We start from the raw sequence: 25757 nt of genomic DNA, 5'->3' as shown, positions 1-25757 counted from the left end.
TTTAGGAAATTATTTTATGCCAAAACTTATCTCATACGATCCCATTAATAGAGCGCCATTAGGCGAAGTTGCTGTTACTCAAGCGCCACAAATGGCAGCGGTTGTGTTACGTGCACAGCAAGCACAAAAAACTTGGTCGGCGCTGTCTCTTGAACAACGTCAACAAAGTGTAGACAAGGCCTATAAAGGGCTGGCTATGGTTGAAGACGAATTGGCATTATTAATCAGCCAAGAAATGGGTAAAGATCACCGAAGAGCAACTTATGAAGTGGCTGGCACAGTTCAGAACGCGGCTTACTTTACTGAAGAAATAGTGCAAGCACTGAAAAGTACGGCGATAGGAAACAATGCGGAAATGCAATATCGTTCCTTAGGTGTGGTTGCGGTTATATCGCCTTGGAATTATCCACTGGCAATGGCGAATAACTTGCTGTTACCCGCCTTAATCGCAGGTAACTCTGTGGTGTTAAAACCGTCAGAAGAAACACCTTTGGTGGCTGAACTTTTTGTTAGTACCCTTAATAAATTATTACCAGAAAATGTATTACAAATCGTGCATGGCGATGCACAGACGGGTAAAGCTTTAGTGGCGGCGGATATTAATATGGTTGCCTTTACTGGTTCACTTGCGGCTGGCAAGCATATTATGGCAAGCGCCGCACCGGGCCTTAAACGGCTAGTTATGGAGTTGGGTGGCAACGATCCGTTAATCGTGATGGCAAACGCCGATATTAACAAAGCGGTACAATTTGCTGTGGCAAGCTCTTTTGAAAATGCCGGGCAAATGTGTACGTCTACCGAACGCATTTATGTTGATGAGCAAGTCGCTGATGAATTTGAGCAGAAGGTTACGGCTTTAGCTGCTCGTTATCAAGTGGGCGCTTGGGATCAAAAGCATATTAATTTTGGCCCCCTTGTTAATCCTAAACAGCATGCTCATGTTTTATCGCAACTTAACGATGCACAGGCTAAAGGTGCAACATTTTTATTAGGAACACATCTCTATGAGTTGCCTTATATACAGCCGACTGTTGTTACTGGCATTACTCCTAATATGCTTTTAGAGCAAGATGAAACCTTTGGCCCTGTGGTCGCTATTAGTCGCTTTAACAAGCTGTCAGAGGCCATTGAACGAGCCAATGCCAGCCCATATGGTTTAGGTGCTGTGGTTTTTGGCCATGATGGTGCTAATGAGGTTGCAGAGCAAATGGAAGCAGGGATGGTCGCTATCAATCAAGGTGCTGGAGGTCTTGGCCCCTGGGTTGGTGCAAAACAAAGTGGTTTTGGTTTTCATGGCACGGCAGCGGGTCATCGCCAGTTTACCCAATTACGTATTATTAACAAATAGCGATACGCACTGCGCAGCACAATTTTTTAACTGAGCAGATGCGGTAATACCGGCAACCCATTATTGAAAGAGTAAAATATGAAGCAAACAATAGACACAAACACTGACTTTTTTGTCGCTGCATTAGAGCCTGGCGCAGAGCATCCAGCATTACCTGCCTGGGGTAACCGCCAAGTTAACCCTGCTAATTTGAGCAAAGACTTTGATACCAGTCATATCGAACGTCGAGAGCTGATAGAGGTGCCTGGAGCATTTCAATTATTGAATGTCTTGAGCAAAGATGAGTGTGCACAGCTTATCGATATTAGTGAACAATTAGGTTTCTTGCCAGATGCTGCCGTTTCTTTGCCGCGCAGTGTTCGACACAATGACAGTTTAACCTGGATAGTTGATGAACAAACTGATGGAATTATTTGGCAACGCATTGCCCATTTAATGGCTGACCGACAGGCTATTTTTGGTGGTCGTAAAACGTTGGGCATCAATGCACGTTTTAGATTCTATCGTTATAACCCTGCTGACTACTTTAAGCCTCATTCTGATGGCTCTTGGCCGGGTAGTCGCGTTATTGGTGATGAGCTAGTCACTAATGCTTATTCTGACCGATATAGTGAAATGACTTTTTTAATGCTATTAAGTGAAGATTTTCAAGGTGGAGAGACACGTTTTTTAGTGAATGCTGATGATCCCAACCAGCCAGCATCAAGAAATGACAGAGTTAAAAATGTCGATGTTCGAACCCCCGCAGGCGGTATATTATGCTTTCCTCATGGTATGCATCCTTTACAATGTATTCACAGCTCTCTACCTATTACTGAGGGGATTAAATATATTATTCGCAGCGATGTTTTATTTGAATTATAAGTGTTTTTCAATGGCCAAGTCGCTTTATATTTATGTGTATAAAAAGTGTTTTTAATCGATAGTAGTAAATCTAGTAACTTTTACGATGACTGCTTATTGAACAGACAATGAATATCAGTCAAAATAGCGGAGATATTTTGTTAAATGAGCATTTGCCCTAAAAACACGCTTATTTTTAGTTTTGCCATGGATAGAAAAAGTATAATTGGATATACACTATGATTGAAATGCCCTTTGATAATTATATGTCTTACACTATCGGTATAGTGGTATTTTTTATTGGTGTGTATTTAACAAAAAAAATAAGGTTTCTCCGAGATTTTAATATTCCAGAGCCAGTAACGGGGGGCTTGCTTGCTGCCTTATTGATTTATGCGGTCTATATTTTCACTGGTAGTGAAATAGCGTTTGACTTATCCACCCGCGATCGATTATTAGTCTATTTTTTTACTGCTATCGGGCTCAACGCTAGGTTTGCTGATTTAGTTAAAGGGGGCAAACCCCTGCTAATATTATTAGTATTAACCCTGTCTTTTATTGTCATTCAGAATGTTGTTGGCATAACCAGTGCAATATTTCTTGATTTACCATCAACCATAGGCGTGTTGGCAGGCTCGGTTTCTTTAATTGGCGGTCACGGCACAGCAATAGCTTGGGCTCCCGATGCTGTTGAACTTGGTATACCTAATGCCCTTGAAATAGGTGTTGCAGCAGCTACACTTGGCCTTGTTGTGGCGAGTTTGGTTGGTGGTCCTATTGCAAAATATTTATTGGCTAAGCATCAGCTTTCAAGTGAATCAACAGCCAAACCTTCTATCGGTATTGCTTATCATAAAACAGATACAGAGTCCTTTAGCCATCTGAGTTTTATGGCGGTATTACTGGTTATTCATATTTGTATCATTATTGGTTTTTTTGCCAATAAGATCTTTATGGAGATGGGCTTAAAATTACCGCTTTTTGTGACTTGCCTATTAGCAGGAATTTTACTGTCTAACACGGTTCCTCATCTATTACCTAAATTACACTGGCCCGCTAGAACGCGCTCATTGGCCATCGTTTCTGATTTTTCATTGAGCTTATTTTTAACCATGTCGCTGATGAGTATGCAGCTGTGGACCCTTGCTGATTTAGCTGGACCATTATTTATTATTTTAGGCGTACAGACCTGTGTTGCGGTGTTATTTATTGTTTATATTTTATTTCCACTGATGGGGAGAAACTATCAAGCCGCTGTTTTAAGTGCCGGGTTTGGTGGTTTTGCGCTGGGGGCAACACCAACCGCTATTGCGAATATGACCGCGGTCACTAAAGCACATGGCGCTGCACCAATGGCTTTTATTATATTGCCTTTAGTTGGCGCATTTTTTGTTGATATTACCAATGCCTTTATCATCAGGATAGCCTTAAATTTTTAAAGCGCATTTACTTTGCATCCATCGAGAAAGTTTTAGCGCTAGCGACTTGTCGGCTTTAAAAGGCGGTAAATGTTCGCTTGGTTTGTTTACTTAAAGGAATACTCTAATGAAAAATCCGCTGCGATTGGCATTTATGTTAATTTTTGTTTCGACATACGCAAGTGCTAAACAAGATAAAGTGTCATGCGTCATGAAGTTGTTTACCCTTGGCGCTGAATCGATGACACTTGGCGAAATTAGATCCGTTTGTGCTATCCAAGAATACGATATTAGTAGACAACAAAAAAAGACCGAACAAACAGAATTGTCTAATAGAACAGGCGGTATTACCGATAGAATAAAACGTGAGAAAATGACTGAGTTTGAACCTTATGTGCTTACTCCGCATAAAATGAATTTTGTATTGCCAGCAATGACAACAAATAAAGTGAACAAGCAAGCATATAGATCCTTCGAAGGTTATGAAGACAACTTAGCAAATGTTGAAGCAAAATTTCAACTAAGCCTTAAAGTCCCCTTAAATTATGACAGAATATTTATAGAGGGCGATGGTCTTTACGCCGCTTTTACCTTAAGTGCCTGGTGGCAAATTTATGCGAGTGGCATTTCTAAACCCTTTCGAGAAACAAATTATCAGCCAGAAATATTCTATCTTGCACCGCTTAACTGGCATCCATTTGGAGGCAATACCGGCTTCATTATCGGGGTAGAGCACGAGTCTAATGGTCGAGCACAAGACTTATCACGTAGTTGGAATCGTATTTACACGCATATCCTTTTTGAGAAAGAAAAATTTGCGCTATCGATTAAACCTTGGCTGAGGTTATCGGAAAAGGAAAAAACTTTTGCTTTAGACCCCGACGGAGATGATAACCCTGATATCGAAGATTACATGGGTAACTTTGAGTTAAGCATGGCCTATAAATGGCATGACTATGAATTCAATTTCAAAGGACGACAAAATTTTAGTAGTCAGTACGGTGCCGCTGAGATTGGTTTTACCTTCCCACTTTGGGGTAAATTAAGAGGCTACGCAACGGTGTTTAATGGTTATGGTGAAAGTCTTATCGATTATAACTATAGTCAAACTAGGTTTGGTATTGGCATCTCACTGAGTGATATTTTATAGCCAAAAAAAACACGCGCTTTATTTTTTAAAGGCGTGTTTTATTATCAAACTAGGTCGGATAGTTAAATGACTGAAAGTACGACTTCAATGTTACCACGTGTCGCATTTGAGTAAGGGCAGACAAGATGCGCTTTATCTACCATTGTTTGCGCTTGTGCTTTATCCATGTCACCTAATGATATCGCTAATTTAACCGCAATACCAAAACCACCTTCAATAGCACCAATAGAGACTTCTGAATTAATATAAGTTTCGCTCGGTAAACTGGTTTTTTCTTCACCAGCAACAAATTTAAGTGCGCCAATAAAACAAGCCGCATAACCAGCAGCAAATAATTGCTCAGGGTTGGTACCTTGCCCATCATCTCCACCCAAACCTTTAGGGGTAGATAAGGTAATGTCTAAGCGCCCATCGTCAGACTTTGCTGTACCTGCGCGACCACCTGTTGCTGTTGCTTTTGCTGTGTAAGCAATGTTTTCTAATACGTTCATAATAAACTCCAAGTAATCAATATTTATTTTGTATGCAAAATATATAGTAAACAAATACTGATTGCAAATACTTTGTGTGCAAATTAAAATGTTACTTTCAGGAGAGTGTTATGTCATTTGATCAATTAAAACTTAAAAACCAGCTTTGCCATCGATTATATATGGCATCAAACAGTATTGTTCGCACTTATCGAGAGCCTCTAAAGGAACTCAATATTACTTACCCACAATATGTAGTTATGATGGCATTATGGGAACATGACAAAATAACTATTGCCGAGCTTTTAGAAAAAACCATGATTGACGGCGGGGCGATGACACAAATTTTAAAGAAAATGGCTGGTAAGTGCCTGCTAGAAATAATTAAAGACGACAATGACAAGCGCAAGCGCCTAGTGCAGTTAACACAACAAGGGCAAGAATTAAAAATAAAGGCTGCAAGTATTCCTAATACAATCAGCTGTAAATTTACCCGTATCGATAGCACACAAGCCAGCCAGCTCATGGAATTACTCGACTTAGTCGTCAATGATTTAGCGATAGAAACATAACCAAATGTAAATAAACCCACCGTTATAATAATAATACTCGCATTAACTAGACGATCGGTCTATTATCTAATAATGAATATTGCAGTAATTAAAGCACGCCGCGGTAGACCGCCCAAAATAGCGCGTGAAAATCAAGATACAAAAGCGGAGTTAATTCGCAGTGGCTTAGAACAACTTACTGAAAATGGCTTTGCCTCCTCAGGAATTGATCAAATCTTAAAGAAAGTGGCTGTCCCCAAGGGATCTTTTTATCATTATTTTGCCAGTAAAGAAGCTTTTGGACAGGCGGTCATTGAAAACTATGGCCATTACTTTGCTAATAAGTTAGATGTTTGTTTGTTGGATGAAGCATTTCCACCTTTAACGCGCATTAGCAATTTCGTTGAAAGTGCCAAAATAGGCATGTCCCGCTATCAATTTAAGCGTGGGTGTTTAATTGGTAACCTAGGTCAAGAAGTTGATTTACTGCCTGAAAGTTTTAGGCAGCAATTGATTGATATATTCCTTTGCTGGCAGCATCGCTTAGCTACTTGTCTTAGAGCAGCGCAAAGGCAAGGTCAAATCTCAGCAAGTGCAGATTGCGATCGACTGGCTGAATATTTCTGGATGGGCTGGGAAGGCGCGGTTAGTAGAGCAAAACTAGTTCAACATACTTCACCCTTAGATAATTACCTCAATTTTTACATAGTCGGTTTACCCCGATAATTTTTTCATCATTTATAGACGATCGGTCTAAATAAGGAATAGCAGATGTTTAAAGGCATTTTAATTGAAAAAGACGACCAAGGTTACCGCGCGACAGTCAAAGATATTGACGACAACTTACTGCCAGAAGGTGATGTTACCGTTAAAGTTTCTCATAGCACGCTTAATTACAAAGATGCTTTGGCTATTACGGGTAAAGGTCCGGTAGTTAGACAATTCCCTATGGTTCCCGGTATTGATTTAGTTGGTACGGTTGAACACAGTGAGAGTGACAAGTTTAAGGTTGGCGATAGTGTACTGCTCAATGGTTTTGGTGTCGGTGAAGTGCACTGTGGCGGTTTAGCTGAAAAAGCTCGCTTAAAAAGTGAATGGTTGATCCCATTACCCAAAGCGTTTTCACCACGCCAAGCCATGGCTATTGGTACGGCAGGTTATACCGCGATGCTTTGTGTCATCGCACTTGAAAAAAATGGCGTCAGCCCAGATAAAGGTGAAATTTTAGTGACGGGGGCAAACGGTGGCGTCGGGAGTTTTTCAATCGCTATCTTAGCGAAATTAGGCTATAGCGTTGTTGCTTCAACAGGTCGCGTTGATCAAGTAAAATATCTAGAAAAGCTAGGTGCGTCAACCGTTATTGACCGTGAAACGTTATCGCAACCTGGTCGCCCGATGACAAAAGAACGTTGGGCAGGCGCCATTGACTCTGTCGGTAGTCATACGTTAGCGAATGTTTGTGCGAGTATGAAATATGGTGGCACTGTTGCAGCTTGTGGTTTAGCGCAAGGGATGGATTTTCCTGCCTCTGTTGCACCTTTTATTTTACGTGGCATAACCTTAGCGGGTATTGATAGTGTGATGCGTCCACTCGCAGACAGAATTGAAGCATGGCAACGACTTGCTGATATTCTAGACCCCAATGTTTTTGAAGATATTTCTACCGACATTACCTTGTTAGAAGCTGTCGATGTGGCCAGTGATTTAATGGCAGGAAAAGTGCGTGGTCGAGTGGTTGTTAATATTAGTGAGTAAAAGCTATAGGTTAACTTGTAACAACCTGATGTTTTGTAAGTTTAAGCTCATAACTGTCGGTAGCTAGTAAACAACTTTTTATACTAAAACATCTTAGTTAGCTGGAACTAATAAAGAGTAAAGGCTCAAGTATTTCTTGAGCTTTTACTAGATAAAGACAGCTAGATTGTTAACGTTATTGAGTCTTTATCACTTTTTTAACGGTAGCTTCTAAACTAGTTAACCCCGCTTTTTTTCCTGTAACAATCGCTTCATCAATACTTTTATTGTGATTGAAGCGCGCATCTAATGCGAACATAGCACCAACACGATTACCACTGGCGCAATGAACAAAAGCTTGTTCAGTATTCTTGATGGCAGCAGTAAATAATGCCAAGTTTTCTTTATTGATATCACTGGCACCACTAATCGGTATAGCAATATAATTCATGCCCAAGGCTTCTACTTTAGCTTGTTCGTCAAAATCGTCAAATTCATCTGTACCACGTAAGTTGATCACGGTTTTAATACCGCTTTTTGACAGTATAATGAGATCATTCTCGCTGGGTTGCCCACCAATAATAAACTGCTCGCTATATTGTTTAGCATTTTTAGCTGAGAGGTTATTACTAACGTTATTAGCCTGGGTAAAACCAGATAAGGTGAGCATTAAAATTACAAAGGTCAAAAATATGCTTGCTTGTTTATTCATTACTGTACTTCCGTATGGCTAATTAACTTTATATGATTTTAGTTATGAACACCTTTTATCAAAAGATGTTAGAAAACGCTAGTCATGGTCATTTTTTAATATATATTAATTATATAAAACTAGATATTAAAGGTGGCAAAATAAAATGATTTTTGGTGCAAAAAGCAAAGAAGAAATTTCCCGTCTCAAAATTGAAAATAACCAATTGAAAACTCGTATAGAATCACTAGAAGAAAAATTATTATTAGCTGAAAATGATAATTCTCAGCTAGCCGAAGATATGTCTACTAACGATAATCGTGCTCGTACGCATGAAGATCTAAATAAACTGTGGATGCAGTCTTCAAGTTTAATTGACCAAATTCGTCAAGAGTTAGCATCTTCATCTACCGGTATGATTGAGCACCGTGATACCTTCCAGTCATCACAACAACTCTTTGATCAAATTATGGATATGCTAGCAACAAACATTATTTCCACGTCAGAGATTTCTAATGAGACGCACTCGGCATCAACCTCAGTTGACCAATTAAAAACAGTGACTTCTGGCATTAATGACTTTGTTAATATTATTAAAGGTATTTCTGATCAAACTAACTTATTAGCGTTAAATGCCGCCATAGAAGCAGCAAGGGCCGGAGAACAAGGTCGAGGTTTTGCGGTTGTTGCTGACGAAGTTAGAACACTAGCGCAGCGCTCAGCGGAGGCTTCCAATGAAATATCTAACTTAATAGAGCAAGTTAATACACAAATGGGCGATGTTATTAATGGTATTGGTCAAGTAGGTGAGAAGAGCCAAGCAATAAGTGCTAGTACTTCTTCCATTGAAGATACCGCTAATCGTATTGTGTCATTATCAAAAAATATGTATTCAGTTATTACTCATTCAACAGCCGATGCATTTTTACAAACGGTTAAAATGGATCACGTTGTTTGGAAGCTCGATGTCTATAAAGTGATGTTAGGTATGTCTGATAAGGGCCCTGAAGACTTTGCTGATCATACTATGTGTCGATTAGGGAAATGGTTTTATCAAGGGGAAGGTGCTGAAAAATATGCAACACAAAGTGCTTTTAAACAAATCGAAGGCCCGCATATCGATGTTCACAGCCACGGCCTTGAGGCATTACATGCTCACGCTGCTGGAGACACAGCACGTGCATTAAAAGCCCTTACCGTTATGGAGAATGCAAGTTTTAAAGTGGTTGATGCATTAACGGCACTTTCTCAACAAGTTGCTCAAAATATCAATTTAGCGACTAAAAAGTAGCACTTTTAGCTTCAGGATGAACGGTATAACGTGGTGGCATGGCAGTTCTTAGGCATCCATGCCTCCACTGCATTAGTGCTTCCTTGCACGTCGATGCCAAGGAAGGTATATGTTCACCACGGCACAGGCGTCTTCTAAGTATCCATGGCATTATACTTCCTACAGGCCGATACGGCGACTAAAGTAACGCAGGAGTAGTTACCTAGATGGCAATGCCGATGGTATTCTTATTTAGCTTTTAGCCGCTTGGTCAGTTTTTTTCGGGTACTTATATTTTGTACATGGGGACATGGGTGTTTTCTAATTTATAACCCTTTAATGTTGCTTGACCTTGATAACTTGACTCACCATCACCACTGAACTCAAAGTCAAAAATACTGATCCAATGGGGTCCTGAAGCTTTACTAAAGGTTAAACGACTTGATCGCCTGGAAAGCGAAATGAACTGCAAGCCATCTTTTTCACAATACGCGGTTATATGACGTAAGGCGAATTCTGACACTTTTCTCAGGTAAATGAAGTACCACAAAAATAAACAGACAATCAGTAATAAATAAATATTTTCCATTCTAGCTCTCTATCATTAGCGTTGAAATAACATACCAATAGCTTTACTTAACTCATCGCTACGGTTTGGCGCTCTCATACATTGAAATATTAACGGCCGTAAAGCAGGAACAGCCACCAAATCTTTGAAAATAGCTTGGAAAACGGCAATATCATGCTGAGCGACTAATAACTCCAAAAAGGACATTATTTGCGGTTCATTAGTGAAAACTTGCCAGCATCTCCCAGCAATCACTATCGCTATTTCTTCGGAGATACTTTGTGCAGCTGACGATTGCTTTATCAGCGAATCAATAAAAATCACCACATGTGGGTGTTCACAACTTGATGATAAACTGCGTAATATAAAACTTAGTTCAGCGCTACTCACTTCATCTTCAGCACTTTCGCGTAGCTTAAACGCTGCAATCAGTTTATCAATAATATCTACTGATAACTTAACATTTTCTAATGCTGAACATAACGGCTTAAGTACTGGCGAAGGTAATTGAGGCAGAGCACTCACCATTATTTTTTGTATCTCTTTGGCTGATAAACGTACGGCGAAGTCATTTAAGCCTTGCACACCTACGCTGTGGTAATCTTGCCAAGATTTCTCGCCCGACAAATAACTTAATGCACCTGAAAAATATTGGCTACTATTATTTTTTGTTTCCAGCGAAATTAAACTGTTTAAATAGGCTAATTTGTATTGTGGTGGAGTAAAATGGTAAGGATTACTTTTAAGTAAGGCTTCTTGTTGTTCGTTTGGCGCCGTACTAAGTTCAGCACCTAATGCTTCAACAATAATAGCAATAAAATGATCTCTCGCGACTAAGTTAAGTAAACCGCGCTCATCAAGAGGTATTTTTACAAACCATAAATACGGCGAAGAGTTTTGCTTTTGCCAAAAAGCTATCGCTATAAAGGCATGCCCTTGAGAAGGGTATGGATAAGGAATTTGGTTTGCTTCAATTTTAGTAAAACTATCTTTTGATAATTTATCTATTTTTCGGCCAATATCAAAAACCCGATATTGAGAGCCAGAAAGCTTTAATAATTCAGAAATAGAAGAGATAGTATTCATAGCTTAAATAATAAATAAAATAATAATCGAATAATGTCGGCATTATAGAGATAATAATAGATCAATACTATTTGCTTTTTACATAGCGGATAATAAACCTAGAGATAATCATGCCTTTTGATGAAAAACCCATCTTAACGATACTATATCAAGATGATTACATTGTTGCCGTTGACAAGCCGGCAGGATTATTTGTTCATAGAAGTTATATGGATAAAGATGAAATATATTTTGCCTTACAATTAGTACGTGACCAAGTGGGTAAATATGTTTACCCCCTTCACCGTTTAGATCGTCCAACATCAGGTGTTTTATTATTTGGTTTAAACGAAGAAGTAGCCCGACTAATGGGGCAAGTGTTCATTGATAAAAAAATTCAAAAAACATACTTTGCTTTAACGCGGGGTCATTTACTCGGCGCTGGTGAAATAGATTATGCCCTTAAAGAGAAGCTTGATAAATTAGGTGATAAAAATGTCAGTCTCGATAAAGCGCCACAAGAGGCGGTTACCCATTACGAGTCTTTATTAACCGCAAGTTTACCTATTAAGGTCGGTAAATTTGATAGTGTGCGTTATTCATTGATTAAATTACTGCCTACCACGGGAAGAAGGCATCAAATTCGCCGTCATTTAGCACACTTACGCCATCCTATCTTAGGCGATATTAATTATGGTGATAATAAACAAAATCCATTTTTTATTGAACACTTTGGTTTCAAACGTTTGATGTTAATTGCTAAAAAAGTGGTGTTTATTCATCCTATCACCAAAGTACAGCTGACGATTGAAGCTGAATTTGATCAGCAATGGCTAGAAGTTTTTGATGAGCTTTCTTGGGAGATGAAAAATATAACAGAGCTAACGTCTTAATAACGTCATGTTATTCAGCGGCAATAATACTAATAGCATTTACATCTCTGGCAATTAAAGCAGCATAGACATGCGTGGTTCTTTGGTTATTATTGTCGTTAATTTTTGGGCCTTTAATACTGACCGTATTGATAAAAATATCGTTACTATAACGTTCACGTTGCTGAGCAAATGCCAACATCATTTGCTGATCTTCCGTTACTGGACGATGAAGCAATGACATCATTAAATGATGGTCAGAGAGCAATGGCTTTTTTTCTATTGCCACTTGTGGGGTGGAACTACAAGCTGTAAGTAATAAAGCGCTAAGAACAATAAGCAAAGTTAAAATATTTTTCATGAGCAGTCAATAATAAAACAAGTGATATCTCTAGATGGCAAATGGTATGCCAAGTGTTTTATTGATTGTTAAATTAGTTGAGCTAAATGTTCTGATGCGAATTAATTGACTGTTATTTATAAAGAAATTTAAATTTTTTTATTTAATGAATGGAGATGTTTTTGTAAGGGTCATTAACTTTGACAGCCAAGCTGTAGTATTGACTGTTTAGCTGTCAAAAAAATAGCGGTGATAAATTCACCGCTATTTTTAAAAATAAATTATCGCTTTATTCTTCTGATACCGAACGAAGTAAAGCATTAATGCCAACTTTTGCGCGTGTTTTAGCATCCACTTTTTTAACAATTATCGCTGCGTATAAACTGTAGGTACCACACTTAGAAGGTAAGTTGCCCGGTACGACCACCGAACCTGCTGGCACACGACCGTAATGTATTTCACCAGTTTCACGATCAAAAATACGGGTACTTTGTCCAATGTAAACCCCCATAGAAATTACTGCGCCTTCTTCAACCACCACACCTTCAACAATTTCAGAGCGTGCACCAATAAAGCAGTTATCTTCAATAATGGTGGGGCCCGCTTGTAAAGGCTCTAAAACGCCACCAATACCAACGCCACCAGATAAGTGTACATTCTTACCAATTTGAGCACATGAACCGACAGTGGCCCATGCATCGACCATACAGCCTTCATCAACATAAGCGCCGATATTAACAAAGCTTGGCATGATCACCACATTTTTACCAATGAAGCTACCAGTGCGCACAGATGCGCCAGGAACAACACGAACACCGTCAGCCTCAAAGTCTGCTTGTGTGTAATCAGTATACTTCATTGGCACCTTATCAAAAAAGGTACTTTCTGCGCCATCGATTACCGCGTTGTCCCAAATTCTAAAAGAAAGTAAAACGGCTTTCTTTAGCCACTGATGAACAACCCATTCACCGGCTACTTTTTCTGCAACACGGGCAGAGCCATCATTTAAGGCCGCTAAAGCGTCTAATACCGCTTGCTTTACTTCAGCTGAAACCGTTTTTGGCGTGATGTTCATTCTATCTTCAAAAGCTTGCTCTATGGTGCTTTGTAAGTTTGACATGGTAATTCCTATTCTTTTAAATTTATGGTCTAAAGTGTTAAATGCTAAATTGTTTTTCACATAGCATCGCTGAAAGTTGTTGCTGTTGTTCTTGCGTTAACGCTAAGTTATCTGTGTTTGAAACTGTAAACACATCATCTATTTTTTCACCAAAAGTGGTGATTTTTGCTGAGTGAATATTTAATTTATTTTCTTGAAATATTTTCGCAAATTTAGCTAATAGGCCTGGATGATCAAGCGCGATTATTTCTAATACCGTGGTTTTATCTGTTGCTGTTTCAATAAAGCTCACTTTAGTGGGGACTTTAAAGTTGTCAATATAGGCTGGCGCAGCTTTGTTCTTTACCTTTGGCAGTGGCTTCATTAATGATTTAGTGAGTTTGTTTGCTATATCTAATGCTCGGCTGCTGTCAGTAATCGCTCTGTTTTTTTGATCTAACACCACAAAAGTATTTAAGGTATAACCTTTCTTACTGCTAATGATTTTAGCATCGTGAATGGATAAACGCTGTGCGTCGAGTAAGGTCACCATCTTGGCAAAGATATTTGCTGAGGCTTTGGTATAAATAAATATTTCAGTACCGCCTCTATAAGGTTTTGGACTGATCAATACTAAAGGTTTTACTATACTATGTTTTATTATATGGCGACTATGCCAAGCAATTTGTACTGGTGAATAACGTAAAAAATATTCGGCTTTAAGTTTTTTCCAAAAGGTTCTAATTTGATTAGCATCGCACTCGTAATCTTTGAGCAGTTCGAGTGCTTTTTCTTGGTTTTCTCGTGTTTTAGCTCGTAAATCAACTTGTTTTTCAAGTCCTCGGCGAAAGGCTCTTTTGGTATTAAAATAAAGTTCTTGCAGTAAATTAGCTTTCCAGCTATTCCATAAACTTTCATTGGTTGCGCGCATATCAGCAACGGTTAAACAATAGAGGTAATCTAAGTGAGCTTCATCTCTGACAATACCAGCAAAATTTCTGATCACTTCCTCATCAGCAATATCTCTTCGTTGCGCGGTGACCGACATCACTAGATGGTTTTTGACTAACCAGGCGATCATCCTGCCATCGTGATCACTTATCGGGTGAACTTTGCTAAATTCTAACGCATCAACTGCGCCTAATTTTGCATGGTCACCACCACGACCTTTAGCAATATCGTGAAATATACCGGCAATATACAATACTTCTGGTTTACGAATACGCTGCATTATCTTGCTGCAAAGCGGGTAATCGTTGTCATGTTCGGGTTGGCTAAAACGGTAAATATTTTTAATTAATCGGTAGCTATGCTCATCAACAGAATAAGCATGAAACAAATCAAATTGCATTTGTCCGACAATACTTCGCCATTGTGGTAAGTAAGCGGCAATAATTGAATGACGATGCATTAAGCTAAAAGTTAGCCCTAAGCCATTCGGATGCTTCATAATTTCGATAAAAATTCGTCGACATTCGGCGTAATCCATTAACCCTGAAATTAAACGTCTACGGGCATTTCTTAATAATCTTAGTGTCTGAGGGTGTAAATCAGTAATGTTGTCATTTTGAGCAACCAGTAAAAACAGTTCCATAATTTTTACCGAACTCATAAAAACTCTGTCGTTTACCGCATTTATCTGGCCATCAATAATAATAAAATCTTTATTGAGGGGGATCTTTTCAACAGGATGGTTCTTTTTGATAATGGCATATTCAAAATGCTGTAACAGCATCTTATTAAGTTCAGCAACACGGCCGATAATACGAAAAAATCGTTTCATCATGCGTTCAATAGCAAATTTACCTTCATCACCAAAGCCCATTAAACTAGCAACTTCACCTTGGTAGTCAAAGAGCAAACGATTTTCACAGCGACCGGCAATAATGTGCAAAGCGGCACGCATTCGCCATAGGTAGTCCTGACACTCTAATAATTCAAAAAATTCATTTTGGGTTAAATAATGATGGGCAACAAGTTCTTCAAGTGAGTCGGCAACAAAATGTCGTTTGGCAACCCAAGCTATGGTTTGAATATCTCGCAAGCCACCTGGATTGGCTTTTAAATTGGGCTCTAGCGTGTAGGAGGCTCCATGGTATTGTTGGTGGCGTTCATATTGTTCTTCGCGTTTGGCCAAGAAGAATTTTTTTGAGGTCCAAAAGCCATCTTTTGCCAATAACGGATATAAATTTTGGGTGAGGGCCTCATTACCGCAAATTTGACGCATCTCCATCAAATTTGTCGCTATAGTAACGTCACTTTTTGCTTGCTTGACACATTCTTTAACACTGCGGACACTATGACCAATATCGAGCTTTACATCCCATAACTGGGTAATGAAAGCGGATATTTTTTCAGATAATGCATCGCTAATTTTTGCTTGAGTCAGTAATAATATATCAACATCAGAATAGGGATGTAATTCACCTCGACCATAGCCTCCAACAGCAAGTAAGCTGATTTGATCTTCATCTAAACTGTGCTGGCACCAAAGCTTATGGAGAATTTTGTCAACAAACTCTGAACGCGTGGAAACTAATATTGATACTTCTACATAAGGAAATTTATCTTTTTGCCATTGTTGAAAGTCGCGGCTAAGTTGACATATATCTTGAGTAGAAATAAAGGGAGAGCTAACGGCTAAGGGGGTACTATATTCTATCGGAAAAAGAGTTTGCATAGCTGAATATTTTACTCAATAAGTTAAGGCGATAGACATCATGCTTTATTTAGCCGTTAAAAAGCAAATAACGACTATCGCTAACTTATACTTTGTTATAAAAACCAGTGATAAAAACTAGTTTTGCAGATGTCTTGGAATAGTATCATCGCTATGCAGTGTTAAAATTTCACAGCCGGTGCGAGTAACCACAAGGGTATGTTCCCATTGCGCTGACTTTTTATTATCTAAGGTGTAAACGGTCCAATTATCTTCTTTATCTAACAATGTGTTAGCACGGCCAAGGTTTACCATAGGTTCTATAGTAAAACACATGCCTTCAAGCATTTTTTCTTTATCATTATTTTTATAATGAACAATTTGTGGTTCTTCGTGAAAAACGTTGCCAATGCCATGGCCACAATATTCTTTTACAATAGAGTAACGACCTGATTTTTTTAAAAACTTTTGAATGGCAGTGCCAATCTCACCAAAGGTGTTACCTGGTTTTACTTTTTTCAAACCTACATACAAGGCTTCTCGGGTGATGCGGCACAAACGATTGTCTTCAAGGCTGACCTCGCCAATAAGAAACATTTTACTGGTATCGCCGTGGTAGCTATCTTTAATAACAGTAATATCGATATTAACAATATCGCCATCAACCAATGGCACATCGTTAGGTATACCGTGACAAACGACGTGATTAACCGAGGTACAAATTGATTTAGGAAAACCGTGATAATTTAATGGCGCTGAGATGGCATTTTGTACTTTGTCGGTATAGTCAGCGCATAGGGTATTTAACTCATTGGTCGTCACACCCGCTTTAACATGAGGCGTGATCATCTCTAATACGTCGGCGGCAAGTTTTCCTGCAATACGCATTTTTTCTATTTCTTGCTGAGTTTTTATTGTAATACCCATTTATTCCTCAATAATCTGTTTAGTGTAAAGGCTAGCTACGGTTGCTATTTTGCCTAAAAGTGTCGTTATTGTCTATTGGTCTAGCTTTTTGCAAGTTCAAGCTCAATGGCTTCTATTATCGCACTCGGGTTTTGCAGATATAAGTTATGGTTTAACAAGGTTAGGTTTTCATTATGAGCAATCAATAATGCCGGGATCGCTTTGGTACTAATATACTCTTGAAAGTCATAAATTTCTTGTAAAACAAACTCGGCTTCTTTAGCTATTTTCCCTTCTTTAAATACCTTTGCGGGCGGTGATAGCTTAAGTGCTTCAACGATCGGCTGAAAATCACTTTCGTGTGTAAAAGCTGTGCCTTGTTCAAAATGCTGCTTTTGAATCGCTTGAATTAGCTCTAAGGTTAAGTGTGGCACTTTTTGACTGACCCAACCGATTAAATTAGCACTTAACGTTGAGTCTTTCTCTACGTTAAGTGTTTTTACATATTCATGACTAAATTCAATGTTAGCGTCGTCTTCAACGGCATCAATGGTTTTTCTGCTGACTTTTTCATCTCCTTCATAGTGAGCACTGTGCCATAAATTTAAAGTGATATTTGGATAAGCATCGGCAATTTCTTTAACTAAAGAAGTTGTCGCAAAGCTCCAAGGGCAGTGTGTGTCATAAATAAAAAATAGTTCAGTAGACATGGTCATATATCGCCGTAGTGTTAAGTCAAAATTGAATCAAAATATAGAACTGGTAATTTTAGCGCGTACAGTAAAATTATCCCAGTAATATTATTACTATATTAATTGAGGAATATTGACCTTTAATTGTTAATTTCTAGCCTTTAGTAAATTAATATGGTATAAAGTGCGCCGTTAAATTTGTCGATTGAATAGCATTGTTATTTAGGTTTTATCTAAGTATTACTCAGCTTTTTCGGTTGTCCGATTGCTAACTTGTTGTTATCGATAATGTTTAACTTTAAAACTTGTACTGTTAAAAATAATGGTACTTATTATAAATTCACATACATTTATTAAGAATATGTCGGGGTGCTCAGTTTGAATTTGTCTTAATTATAAGCAAATAATCGAACAATAAAGAGTCAGGTATATTTGAATGTATGAACGCTTAACCCCCTAAACCAAATAAAGGAAAAATCATGCCAAACGTTTCTATGCGCGATATGCTTAAAGCAGGTGTTCATTTCGGTCACAAAACCCGTTACTGGAACCCAAAAATGAAAACTTACATTTTTGGTTCACGCGATAAAGTTCATATCATCAACCTTGAACAAACTGTTCCTATGTTCAATGAAGCCCTTGCTTTCTTATCAGGTGTTTCTGCGAAAAAAGGTAAAGTTTTATTTGTTGGTACTAAGCGCGCTGCAAGCGATGCAATCAAAGATGCTGCTATCAAATGTGATCAGTTTTACGTTAATCACCGTTGGTTAGGTGGTATGTTGACTAACTGGAAAACAGTTCGTCAATCAATCAAGCGTTTAAAAGATCTTGAAGCACAAAGCTCTGACGGTACTTTTGAAGCTCTTACTAAAAAAGAAGCTTTGATGCGTACACGTGAAATGGAAAAACTTGACAAAAGTCTTGGTGGAATCAAAAACATGGGTGGTTTACCTGACGTTTTATTCATCATTGATGCTGATCACGAACACATTTCTATTAAAGAAGCTAAAAACTTAGGTATTCCAGTAATATCTGTAGTTGATACAAACTCAAACCCAGATAACATTGATTTCATTATCCCGGGTAACGACGATGCAATTCGCGCTGTGACTTTATACACTGATTCTGCTGCTAACGCAGTTTTAGCTGGTCGTGAAAAGAACATTGTTGTTCAAGCTGAAAAAGACGGTTTTGTAGAAGCTGAATAATTTCAGTTTTTCATAATCTTTTTTGCTATTGCCACAAGCGTGTTAACGCTTGTGGCAACATATTAATATTTATGCCCGGCTTTAACTAGTTTAGGGGATAACAAAATTTGAGGAATTCTCTCATGGTAATTACTGCTGCAATGGTAAAAGAACTTCGTGAACGCACAGCTGCGGGCATGATGGATTGTAAAAAAGCTTTACAAGAAGCTGAAGGCGACATGGAACTTGCGATTGAAAATATGCGTAAGAACGGTCAAGCAAAAGCGGCTAAAAAAGCCGGTAACATCGCTGCTGAAGGTGCTATTTTAATTAAAAGCGCTGATGGCGTTGCTGCACTTCTTGAAGTTAACTGTCAGACTGACTTTGTTGCAAAAGATTCAAACTTCTTAGGTTTTGCTAACGAAGTTGCAGACGCTGCTTTAGCATCAAAAGCGACAATCGAAGAGTTACAAGCTCAATTCGAAGAAAAGCGTATTACGCTAGTGACTAAAATTGGTGAAAACATCAATATCCGTCGCGTTTCATACGTTGAAGGTACTGCATTAGCTTCATATAGCCATGGCGCTAGTATTGGTGTTGTTGTTGCTGGTGAAGGCGATGCTGAATCATTAAAGCACATTGCTATGCACGTTGCTGCAAGTAAGCCTGAATTTTTAACACCTGAAGATGTTGCTGATAGTGTTGTAGAAAATGAACAGCGTATTCAACTCGATATCTTAAAAGCTGAAAACGATGCGCTTGATGATAAAAAGAAAAAACCTGTTGAATTACTTGAAAAGATCATCATCGGTCGCATGAAGAAATTTACCGGTGAAATTTCTTTGACGGGTCAAGCATTCATCATGGAACCTAAGAAAACTGTTGGTGTTGTTCTTAAAGAGAAAGGCATTACGGTTTCTAACTTTGTTCGTTTAGAAGTTGGTGAAGGCATTGCTAAGAAAGAAGAAGATTTTGCTGCTGAAGTTGAAGCACAAATTGCTGCATCAAAAGCTTAATTTTTAAGCATTTAATTCAGTAAAACAGTTCTTTTTTCAGTTTAGACTTTCGATAGTCAGCTAAACGTACTAAAATAGCCGCGGTCAAATTGATCACGGCTATTTTTTTCGCCTATTTATAGACAAAATACAGGAATGTTTTTTATGAGCATCAGTCCAAAACCAATATATCGTCGAATTTTATTAAAACTTAGTGGTGAAGCCTTAATGGGTGAAGAGGGTTTCGGTATCGACCCTAAAGTTTTGGATCGTATGGCTCAAGAAATTAAAGAACTGATTGAAATGGGCATTCAAGTGGGATTAGTTATTGGCGGCGGTAATTTGTTCCGTGGCGCTGGTCTTGCAGAAGCTGGAATGAACCGTGTTGTTGGTGACCAAATGGGCATGTTAGCAACCGTAATGAACGGTCTAGCGATGCGTGACGCCTTACATCGTGCCTTTGTTAATGCTAAATTAATGTCTGCAATTGACTTGGCGGGTGTTTGTGACCGCTATAACTGGGCTGAAGGCATCAGTTTATTAAAATCTGGCCGTGTTGTTATTTTCAGTGCTGGTACTGGTAATCCTTTCTTTACTACAGATTCTGCAGCCTGTTTACGCGGCATTGAAATTGAAGCTGATGTGGTTTTAAAAGCAACTAAAGTAGACGGCATCTACTCAGATGACCCAGTTAAAAACCCTGATGCTACTTTATATAGCCAATTAAGCTATAACGAAGTATTAGAAAAAGAACTGAAAGTAATGGATTTAGCCGCATTTACGCTCGCGCGTGATCACAATATGACTATTCGTGTTTTTAATATGAATAAGCCAGGTGCACTAAAAACAGTAGTGATGGGCGGTAATGAAGGTACAACTATCGATCATTCAGAAAATTTAGTTTAATTTTTGATTTAAAGGAAATTCAACGTGATAAATGAAATAAAGCAAGATGCTCAAGAGCGTATGAGTAAAAGTATCGAATCATTAAAAAGCAATTTAAACAAAGTAAGAACGGGTCGAGCACATCGTTCATTACTTGATAATATTGTTGTTGATTATTACGGTATGGACACACCATTAAGTCAAGTGGGCAATATTGCTACACCTGATGCGCGTACTTTAGCGATTACTGTCTTTGATAAAGGCATGATCGGTGCAGTAGAAAAAGCAATTTTGAAATCTGATTTGGGTTTGAACCCTTCATCTCAAGGTACGCTTATCCGTATTCCATTACCACCGTTAACGGAAGAGCGTCGTAAAGACCTTGTTAAAGTGGTTAAGAACGAAGCTGAAAATGGCAAGGTTGCAATTCGCAATATTCGCCGTGATGCTAATTCAGATGTTAAATCATTGAATAAAGAAAAAGAAATCAATGATGATGAGATGCATCAGTCTGAAGATGATATTCAAAAATTAACCGATACTTATGTAAAACAGGTTGATGATATATTATCTATTAAAGAAAAAGAGTTAATGGAAATATAACGTCGTTAACCGATAGAATAAGCCGTAGTTATTAACTGATCACTACGGTTTTTTTTACAGAAAATTTGAATGAAGCTTGATTAGCATGATGGAACGATTATGACTGAAGCAATTACAGAAACTTTAATCAAAGTGCCGCAACACGTTGCCATTATAATGGATGGTAATGGACGTTGGGCGCAACAACGTGGTAAAACACGCGTTGCAGGTCATAAATCAGGTGTTGAATCTGTTCGAACATCAGTGAGTACTGCGATAAAATACGGGGTAAAAGCATTAACACTTTTTGCCTTTAGTAGTGAAAATTGGCAGCGACCAGAACAAGAAGTCAGCGTGTTGATGGATTTATTCATGTTCGTCTTAACGCGAGAAGTAAAAAAGCTTCATAAAAACGATGTACGCTTTCAAGTGATTGGCGATGTTTCACGTTTTTCAGAAAAATTACAGAAAAAAATAAAAGTTTCAGAAGATTTAACCGCAAACAATAAAGGTATGGTATTGTCTGTTGCAGCTAACTATGGTGGACGTTGGGATATAGCCAATGCTGCTAAAACTTTAGCTGAAAAAGTATCCAATAACACTATGTCTGTTGATGATATTTCTGAAGAAACATTACATCAATATACTTGTTTAGCTAATTTACCAGAACTTGATTTACTTATTCGCACCGGTGGTGATTTTCGCATAAGTAATTTCTTATTATGGCAAGCAGCTTATGCAGAATTTTATTTTACAGAAACACTATGGCCTGATTTTGATGAACAAGCGCTCATTACCGCAATGGGGTGCTTTGACCAAAGAGAACGACGTTTTGGTCAAACAGGTGAACAAATAAAAATTTAAGACTATAAATTAAAACAATAATAACGATAAAATTAAATAGCATTTAAAAGGGTTTCCATTTGTTAAAACAACGTATTATTACCGCTGTTATCTTAGCGCCTTTAACTATTTTCGCCATTTTCTATTTACCTCTAGATCAATTTGCGGCTTTGTTTATGGCTGTTATGGCTATTGGTGCATGGGAATGGGGACCTTTGATGGGCTTTGCCAATAAGCGCCGTCGTCTTGCTTTTGTTTGTGCGACGATTATTCTTATATCTGCGCTTTGGTACACACTACCATTATTGCAACTCTGGTCTATTGACGGACAGCTTCACTCAGGTGTGTCGCTGGTCTTGTGGATTGCTGTTGCTTGGTGGGTTCTATCAGCAACACTAACTTTTCTTTATCCACGCTATAGTAAATTTTGGTCAAGCCATCGCTCAATTCGAGGGGTATTCGGTTGGTTAACGCTTATTCCTACTTGGCTTGCTTTTATGGTGCTGCGCAGTAATGACTACAACCAAGACCCTTATAACGGCGCTCAACTCATTATGTTTTTATTCTTAATGGTGTGGAGTGCTGATGTTGGTGCTTATTTTGTCGGTAAATCTATCGGTAAACGTAAACTGCTACCCAATGTGAGTCCAGGAAAAACTCTAGAAGGCTTTCTTGGCGGTGTTGTTTGTGCCTGTATCTTTATCACCATTGCCGGTTACTCTCTTGGATGGCAGCAACATCAATTTACCTTAGCGCTAATTGTCACGGCTATCATCACGACAGTGTCAGTGTTAGGTGATTTAAATGAAAGTATGTTTAAACGCCAAGCAGGTATAAAAGACAGTGGCGCAATTTTACCTGGTCATGGTGGAATCTTAGACAGAATTGACAGCTTAACGGCTACCGCGCCGATTTATGCATTATGCTACGCCTTATTAGGCTGGCAGTAGGTTGATATAAACGATGCGTAAACTTTGTATTTTAGGCTCAACTGGCTCTATTGGTGTTAGCACCTTAGAGGTTGTTAGGCTTCATCCCACTTTATTTTCTATTGAGTCTTTATCGGCGAATACCCGGGTTGATGAAATGTTGGCGCAGTGCCAGGAATTTAAGCCGAGCACTGTTGTTATGGTGGCCGAGCATGCTGCACAAGCTTTAAAAGTAAAACTTCACCAAAATGGCTTACAAAATATTGAAGTACTCAGTGGTGGGCAAGGCTTAATTGACATTGCGCAAGCTGACACAACCGATACGGTTATGGCTGCTATTGTTGGGGCGTCAGGTCTTTTGTCAACCATGGCGGCAGTTAAGTCAGGCAAAAGAGTGCTGTTAGCAAATAAAGAAGCGTTAGTCACTTCCGGCGCTTTGTTTATCGATGCTGTTGAAAAATATGGCGCAGAATTATTGCCGATAGACAGCGAACACAATGCTATTTTCCAGTGTTTACCTACTAATGTACAAGCAAAACCAGGTCGATGCGACTTAGTGAATAATGGTGTCAGTAAAATATTACTGACGGGCTCAGGTGGCCCGTTTAGAACTTTTTCAGTCGAACAGTTAGAAGAGGTAACCCCGGCACAAGCCTGCGCTCACCCTAATTGGGAAATGGGCCGGAAAATTTCTGTAGATTCTGCGACCATGATGAATAAAGGTTTAGAATTTATTGAAGCGAAGTGGTTATTTAATATTGACCCTGATGATATTCAAGTAGTTTTACATCCGCAAAGTACCATTCATTCTATGGTGCAATATAAAGATGGTAGCGTGATCGCTCAAATGGGTAATCCTGATATGCGCACCCCCATCGCTCATGCCTTAGCTTATCCACGAAGAATTGACTCTGGTGTCGCACCTTTAGATTTTTTTAATACGCCATCCTTTGAATTTGAGGATGTCGATTATCACAAGTACCCTAATTTAAAGTTAGCCATAGCAGCGTGTAAAAGTGGTCAAGGTGCATGTACCGCATTAAACGCCGCTAATGAAATTGCCGTTGATGCTTTTTTGAACGAAAAAATAAAATTCACCGATATTGCAAAAATAAATGAAACTTCTGTGAATAAATTTGTCTCAGAAAGGGTTGCATCAATTGATGATGTTGTTGCACTTGATGCAAGAGCAAGAGAATTTTCACGTAATTTAATTGCCAGTGGTTGCTTTGTAGTCAATCGTGTGGCCGTTAATGAAGTTAACAAAAAAGGTAATCTATAGTTGTTTGATTTTTTCTGGAATTTAGCCTCTTTTGTTGTAGCTTTAGGTCTTTTGATTACGGTGCATGAGTACGGTCATTATTGGGTTGCTCGCAGAAACGGCGTGCAAGTAGAACGTTTTTCAATTGGCTTTGGCAAAGTATTGTGGCGTAAAGTCAATAAAGAAGGCACCGAGTTTGTTATCGCTTTAATTCCATTAGGTGGTTACGTTAAAATGCTTGATGGCCGCGTTGATGAGGTCAAACCTGAAGATATCGATAAAACCTTTAATAATAAAACGGTTTATCAGCGTATAGCGATTATTGCTGCTGGACCTTTAGCTAATTTTGCTTTTGCAATTTTTGCTTTTTATCTGATGTTTCTAATTGGCGTACCGAGTGTTAAACCGATTGTTGGTGATATAATGCCAGAATCAATAGCACAGCGAGCAAATATTAGTAGTAACAGTGAAATCATTGAAGTTGCGGGTCAAAAGACCCTTGACTGGCAAGATGTAAATTTAGCCTTAGTCTCGCAAATAGGTGAGAGTGCTTTTACTATAAAAACAAAAGAACAAGGCAGTGCCTCGCCAAAAACTTACAAGGTGGATGCCGCTAATTGGTCTTTTTCACCCGATAAAGAATCGGCCATAAGCAGTTTAGGTATTGCCCCTTATAGAGCCGCTGTTTATGCTGAGCTAGCTTATATCGAAGAAGACAGTGTTGCAGATAAGGCCGGCCTAAAAATTGATGATAAGTTAATTAGCATCAATAACGAAAGTATTAATGGCAGTTGGGCGATGTTTTCAAAAAATATTAGTCAACTTCCGGAACAAAACGTTATTTTAGTCGTCGAAAGACAAGGTGAAAACCAAGAAATCGTGGTAACACCGGCTTTAATTGAACGTGCGGGTAAAAAAATAGGTTATTTAGGGGTGGTACCAAAGTCAGACCCTTACCCAAAAGAATATTTATTTGAGTTACGTTATGGTGTTGTCGATGCTTTAGGACAAAGCTTACAGCGTAGTTGGAACTTAATAGTGTTGAGTTTTGACATGATAGGTAAGCTCTTAACAGGTGATATTTCTGTTAAGAACTTAAGTGGGCCTATTTCTATCGCACAAGGAGCAGGAACTAGTGCACAATATGGTTTGGTATATTTTCTAGGTTTTCTGGCTTTAATTAGCATTAACTTAGGCATTATAAATTTATTACCTTTACCAGTGCTTGATGGCGGGCATTTATTTTATTACCTTGTGGAAATTGTCACAGGTAAACCCGTATCAGAAAAAATACAAGAAATAGGTTTTAAGTTTGGTACACTAGCCCTCTTAGGCTTAATGAGTATCGCATTATTTAACGATTTTTCGCGGTTATAACAAAAGAAGTAATAAAAGTTAG

The 25757-nt window shown here is 38.6% G+C and carries 27 protein-coding genes and 1 pseudogene; 18 read left to right on the top strand and 10 right to left on the bottom strand.

Features of this window, described 5'->3' with window-relative positions:
- Positions 1 to 16: 16 nt before the first annotated feature.
- The 4 genes from ESZ26_RS05045 (at position 17) to ESZ26_RS05030 (ending at position 4759) form a co-directional block, all read left to right on the top strand.
- Positions 17 to 1348 (top strand): aldehyde dehydrogenase family protein, encoded by a 1332-nt coding sequence (locus ESZ26_RS05045; protein WP_146798576.1) that lies wholly within the window; start codon positions 17 to 19, stop codon positions 1346 to 1348.
- A 78-nt stretch (positions 1349 to 1426) separates the two neighbouring features.
- Positions 1427 to 2212 carry a prolyl hydroxylase family protein gene (locus ESZ26_RS05040; RefSeq protein WP_146798574.1) on the top strand — a complete coding sequence of 262 codons (786 nt, stop codon included), beginning with the start codon at positions 1427 to 1429 and terminating at the stop codon, positions 2210 to 2212.
- A gap of 218 nt (positions 2213 to 2430) precedes the next feature.
- Complete coding sequence (gene gltS / locus ESZ26_RS05035; protein WP_146798572.1) at positions 2431 to 3630, top strand: sodium/glutamate symporter; 1200 nt, start codon at positions 2431 to 2433, stop codon at positions 3628 to 3630.
- A 106-nt stretch (positions 3631 to 3736) separates the two neighbouring features.
- Positions 3737 to 4759, top strand: coding sequence for a phospholipase A (locus tag ESZ26_RS05030; RefSeq protein WP_223271555.1), 1023 nt, complete (start codon positions 3737 to 3739; stop codon positions 4757 to 4759).
- Positions 4760 to 4821: 62 nt separating this feature from the next.
- Here the strand turns inward: ESZ26_RS05030 and ESZ26_RS05025 are convergent, their stop codons facing one another.
- Entirely contained in the window at positions 4822 to 5250 is a 429-nt protein-coding gene (locus tag ESZ26_RS05025) for an organic hydroperoxide resistance protein (protein ID WP_146798570.1), read from the bottom strand.
- A 110-nt stretch (positions 5251 to 5360) separates the two neighbouring features.
- Here ESZ26_RS05025 and ESZ26_RS05020 point away from each other — a divergent pair, with 110 nt between their 5' ends.
- The 3 genes from ESZ26_RS05020 to acuI all read left to right on the top strand — a co-directional run bounded on the left by ESZ26_RS05020 (position 5361) and on the right by acuI (position 7535).
- Positions 5361 to 5801 (top strand): MarR family winged helix-turn-helix transcriptional regulator, encoded by a 441-nt coding sequence (locus ESZ26_RS05020; RefSeq protein ID WP_146798569.1) that lies wholly within the window; start codon positions 5361 to 5363, stop codon positions 5799 to 5801.
- 72 nt (positions 5802 to 5873) lie between these two features.
- A complete protein-coding gene (acuR, locus tag ESZ26_RS05015) occupies positions 5874 to 6506 on the top strand; it encodes an acrylate utilization transcriptional regulator AcuR (protein WP_146798568.1) in 633 nt (210 codons plus the stop codon).
- A 45-nt stretch (positions 6507 to 6551) separates the two neighbouring features.
- Entirely contained in the window at positions 6552 to 7535 is a 984-nt protein-coding gene (gene acuI, locus ESZ26_RS05010; protein WP_146798567.1) for an acrylyl-CoA reductase (NADPH), read from the top strand.
- Positions 7536 to 7710: 175 nt separating this feature from the next.
- Here the strand turns inward: acuI and ESZ26_RS05005 are convergent, their stop codons facing one another.
- Complete coding sequence (locus tag ESZ26_RS05005) at positions 7711 to 8226, bottom strand: protein tyrosine phosphatase family protein (RefSeq protein WP_146798566.1); 516 nt, start codon at positions 8224 to 8226, stop codon at positions 7711 to 7713.
- 145 nt (positions 8227 to 8371) lie between these two features.
- Here ESZ26_RS05005 and ESZ26_RS19615 point away from each other — a divergent pair.
- Positions 8372 to 9043, top strand: a pseudogene (locus ESZ26_RS19615) (methyl-accepting chemotaxis protein); the annotation flags it as partial.
- A 48-nt stretch (positions 9044 to 9091) separates the two neighbouring features.
- Positions 9092 to 9496 (top strand): CZB domain-containing protein, encoded by a 405-nt coding sequence (locus tag ESZ26_RS19610; RefSeq protein WP_425321257.1) that lies wholly within the window; start codon positions 9092 to 9094, stop codon positions 9494 to 9496.
- Here the strand turns inward: ESZ26_RS19610 and ESZ26_RS19170 are convergent.
- The 3 genes from ESZ26_RS19170 to ESZ26_RS04990 form a co-directional block, all read right to left on the bottom strand.
- Positions 9486 to 9647 (bottom strand): hypothetical protein, encoded by a 162-nt coding sequence (locus ESZ26_RS19170; RefSeq protein ID WP_170246309.1) that lies wholly within the window; start codon positions 9645 to 9647, stop codon positions 9486 to 9488. The genes ESZ26_RS19610 and ESZ26_RS19170 overlap by 11 nt on opposite strands.
- Positions 9648 to 9764: 117 nt before the next feature.
- Positions 9765 to 10064, bottom strand: a complete 300-nt coding sequence (locus tag ESZ26_RS04995) for a DUF3301 domain-containing protein (protein WP_146798564.1) — start codon at positions 10062 to 10064, stop codon at positions 9765 to 9767.
- 15 nt (positions 10065 to 10079) lie between these two features.
- A complete protein-coding gene (locus ESZ26_RS04990) occupies positions 10080 to 11129 on the bottom strand; it encodes a DUF3549 family protein (RefSeq protein ID WP_146798563.1) in 1050 nt (349 codons plus the stop codon).
- 110 nt (positions 11130 to 11239) lie between these two features.
- Between ESZ26_RS04990 and truC the strand changes: the two genes are divergently transcribed.
- The gene (gene truC, locus ESZ26_RS04985) at positions 11240 to 12001 is read left to right on the top strand and encodes a tRNA pseudouridine(65) synthase TruC (RefSeq protein ID WP_170246308.1); all 762 of its coding nucleotides are present in this window, start codon (positions 11240 to 11242) and stop codon (positions 11999 to 12001) included.
- Between the two features lie 10 nt (positions 12002 to 12011).
- Here the strand turns inward: truC and ESZ26_RS04980 are convergent, their stop codons facing one another.
- The 5 genes from ESZ26_RS04980 to ESZ26_RS04960 form a co-directional block, all read right to left on the bottom strand.
- Positions 12012 to 12341: a hypothetical protein gene (locus tag ESZ26_RS04980; protein ID WP_146798562.1), complete on the bottom strand. Its 330-nt coding sequence runs from the start codon at positions 12339 to 12341 to the stop codon at positions 12012 to 12014.
- Between the two features lie 268 nt (positions 12342 to 12609).
- Complete coding sequence (gene dapD, locus ESZ26_RS04975) at positions 12610 to 13440, bottom strand: 2,3,4,5-tetrahydropyridine-2,6-dicarboxylate N-succinyltransferase (RefSeq protein WP_146798561.1); 831 nt, start codon at positions 13438 to 13440, stop codon at positions 12610 to 12612.
- Positions 13441 to 13477: 37 nt separating this feature from the next.
- Positions 13478 to 16099: a [protein-PII] uridylyltransferase gene (glnD, locus tag ESZ26_RS04970; protein WP_146798560.1), complete on the bottom strand. Its 2622-nt coding sequence runs from the start codon at positions 16097 to 16099 to the stop codon at positions 13478 to 13480.
- Positions 16100 to 16216: 117 nt separating this feature from the next.
- Complete coding sequence (gene map / locus ESZ26_RS04965; RefSeq protein ID WP_146798558.1) at positions 16217 to 17005, bottom strand: type I methionyl aminopeptidase; 789 nt, start codon at positions 17003 to 17005, stop codon at positions 16217 to 16219.
- Between the two features lie 80 nt (positions 17006 to 17085).
- A complete protein-coding gene (locus ESZ26_RS04960; RefSeq protein ID WP_244947073.1) occupies positions 17086 to 17700 on the bottom strand; it encodes a hypothetical protein in 615 nt (204 codons plus the stop codon).
- Positions 17701 to 18155: 455 nt separating this feature from the next.
- On the opposite strand from ESZ26_RS04960, the gene rpsB reads away from it, so the two are divergent.
- The 8 genes from rpsB (at position 18156) to rseP (ending at position 25735) form a co-directional block, all read left to right on the top strand.
- On the top strand, positions 18156 to 18884 hold the full coding sequence (rpsB, locus tag ESZ26_RS04955) for a 30S ribosomal protein S2 (protein WP_070374057.1): 729 nt from the start codon (positions 18156 to 18158) through the stop codon (positions 18882 to 18884).
- 122 nt (positions 18885 to 19006) lie between these two features.
- Entirely contained in the window at positions 19007 to 19879 is an 873-nt protein-coding gene (gene tsf / locus ESZ26_RS04950; protein ID WP_146798555.1) for a translation elongation factor Ts, read from the top strand.
- A 144-nt stretch (positions 19880 to 20023) separates the two neighbouring features.
- Complete coding sequence (gene pyrH / locus ESZ26_RS04945) at positions 20024 to 20764, top strand: UMP kinase (protein ID WP_146798554.1); 741 nt, start codon at positions 20024 to 20026, stop codon at positions 20762 to 20764.
- 24 nt (positions 20765 to 20788) lie between these two features.
- Positions 20789 to 21346, top strand: coding sequence for a ribosome recycling factor (frr, locus tag ESZ26_RS04940; protein WP_146798553.1), 558 nt, complete (start codon positions 20789 to 20791; stop codon positions 21344 to 21346).
- A 99-nt stretch (positions 21347 to 21445) separates the two neighbouring features.
- Positions 21446 to 22189, top strand: a complete 744-nt coding sequence (gene uppS, locus ESZ26_RS04935; RefSeq protein WP_146798551.1) for a polyprenyl diphosphate synthase — start codon at positions 21446 to 21448, stop codon at positions 22187 to 22189.
- 59 nt (positions 22190 to 22248) lie between these two features.
- Positions 22249 to 23118: a phosphatidate cytidylyltransferase gene (locus tag ESZ26_RS04930; RefSeq protein WP_146798550.1), complete on the top strand. Its 870-nt coding sequence runs from the start codon at positions 22249 to 22251 to the stop codon at positions 23116 to 23118.
- A gap of 13 nt (positions 23119 to 23131) precedes the next feature.
- On the top strand, positions 23132 to 24379 hold the full coding sequence (gene ispC / locus ESZ26_RS04925; protein ID WP_146798549.1) for a 1-deoxy-D-xylulose-5-phosphate reductoisomerase: 1248 nt from the start codon (positions 23132 to 23134) through the stop codon (positions 24377 to 24379).
- Positions 24380 to 25735, top strand: coding sequence for a sigma E protease regulator RseP (gene rseP / locus ESZ26_RS04920; protein WP_146798547.1), 1356 nt, complete (start codon positions 24380 to 24382; stop codon positions 25733 to 25735).
- Positions 25736 to 25757: the final 22 nt, after the last annotated feature.

It is taken from the genome of Colwellia hornerae (assembly GCF_007954355.1).
Taxonomy (GTDB): domain Bacteria; phylum Pseudomonadota; class Gammaproteobacteria; order Enterobacterales; family Alteromonadaceae; genus Colwellia_A; species Colwellia_A hornerae.
This window is presented reverse-complemented; position numbering and strand designations above follow the sequence as displayed.

What these genes read in the sequence shown, in the direction of transcription:
- ESZ26_RS04960 (WP_244947073.1), bottom strand. Translation starts at nt 17,700, where the DNA reads ATGACCATGTCTACTGAACTATTTTTTATTTATGACACACACTGCCCT.
- rpsB (WP_070374057.1), top strand. Translation starts at nt 18,156, where the DNA reads ATGCCAAACGTTTCTATGCGCGATATGCTTAAAGCAGGTGTTCATTTC.
- dapD (WP_146798561.1), bottom strand. Translation starts at nt 13,440, where the DNA reads ATGTCAAACTTACAAAGCACCATAGAGCAAGCTTTTGAAGATAGAATG.
- ESZ26_RS04990 (WP_146798563.1), bottom strand. Translation starts at nt 11,129, where the DNA reads ATGAATACTATCTCTTCTATTTCTGAATTATTAAAGCTTTCTGGCTCT.
- gltS (WP_146798572.1), top strand. Translation starts at nt 2,431, where the DNA reads ATGATTGAAATGCCCTTTGATAATTATATGTCTTACACTATCGGTATA.
- ESZ26_RS05040 (WP_146798574.1), top strand. Translation starts at nt 1,427, where the DNA reads ATGAAGCAAACAATAGACACAAACACTGACTTTTTTGTCGCTGCATTA.
- truC (WP_170246308.1), top strand. Translation starts at nt 11,240, where the DNA reads ATGCCTTTTGATGAAAAACCCATCTTAACGATACTATATCAAGATGAT.
- tsf (WP_146798555.1), top strand. Translation starts at nt 19,007, where the DNA reads ATGGTAATTACTGCTGCAATGGTAAAAGAACTTCGTGAACGCACAGCT.
- ESZ26_RS05020 (WP_146798569.1), top strand. Translation starts at nt 5,361, where the DNA reads ATGTCATTTGATCAATTAAAACTTAAAAACCAGCTTTGCCATCGATTA.
- ESZ26_RS04995 (WP_146798564.1), bottom strand. Translation starts at nt 10,064, where the DNA reads ATGGAAAATATTTATTTATTACTGATTGTCTGTTTATTTTTGTGGTAC.
- glnD (WP_146798560.1), bottom strand. Translation starts at nt 16,099, where the DNA reads ATGCAAACTCTTTTTCCGATAGAATATAGTACCCCCTTAGCCGTTAGC.
- ESZ26_RS05005 (WP_146798566.1), bottom strand. Translation starts at nt 8,226, where the DNA reads ATGAATAAACAAGCAAGCATATTTTTGACCTTTGTAATTTTAATGCTC.
- ispC (WP_146798549.1), top strand. Translation starts at nt 23,132, where the DNA reads ATGCGTAAACTTTGTATTTTAGGCTCAACTGGCTCTATTGGTGTTAGC.
- ESZ26_RS05045 (WP_146798576.1), top strand. Translation starts at nt 17, where the DNA reads ATGCCAAAACTTATCTCATACGATCCCATTAATAGAGCGCCATTAGGC.
- ESZ26_RS04980 (WP_146798562.1), bottom strand. Translation starts at nt 12,341, where the DNA reads ATGAAAAATATTTTAACTTTGCTTATTGTTCTTAGCGCTTTATTACTT.
- pyrH (WP_146798554.1), top strand. Translation starts at nt 20,024, where the DNA reads ATGAGCATCAGTCCAAAACCAATATATCGTCGAATTTTATTAAAACTT.
- uppS (WP_146798551.1), top strand. Translation starts at nt 21,446, where the DNA reads ATGACTGAAGCAATTACAGAAACTTTAATCAAAGTGCCGCAACACGTT.
- map (WP_146798558.1), bottom strand. Translation starts at nt 17,005, where the DNA reads ATGGGTATTACAATAAAAACTCAGCAAGAAATAGAAAAAATGCGTATT.
- acuR (WP_146798568.1), top strand. Translation starts at nt 5,874, where the DNA reads ATGAATATTGCAGTAATTAAAGCACGCCGCGGTAGACCGCCCAAAATA.
- ESZ26_RS19610 (WP_425321257.1), top strand. Translation starts at nt 9,092, where the DNA reads ATGTATTCAGTTATTACTCATTCAACAGCCGATGCATTTTTACAAACG.
- ESZ26_RS19170 (WP_170246309.1), bottom strand. Translation starts at nt 9,647, where the DNA reads ATGCCATGGATACTTAGAAGACGCCTGTGCCGTGGTGAACATATACCT.
- acuI (WP_146798567.1), top strand. Translation starts at nt 6,552, where the DNA reads ATGTTTAAAGGCATTTTAATTGAAAAAGACGACCAAGGTTACCGCGCG.
- ESZ26_RS05025 (WP_146798570.1), bottom strand. Translation starts at nt 5,250, where the DNA reads ATGAACGTATTAGAAAACATTGCTTACACAGCAAAAGCAACAGCAACA.
- ESZ26_RS05030 (WP_223271555.1), top strand. Translation starts at nt 3,737, where the DNA reads ATGAAAAATCCGCTGCGATTGGCATTTATGTTAATTTTTGTTTCGACA.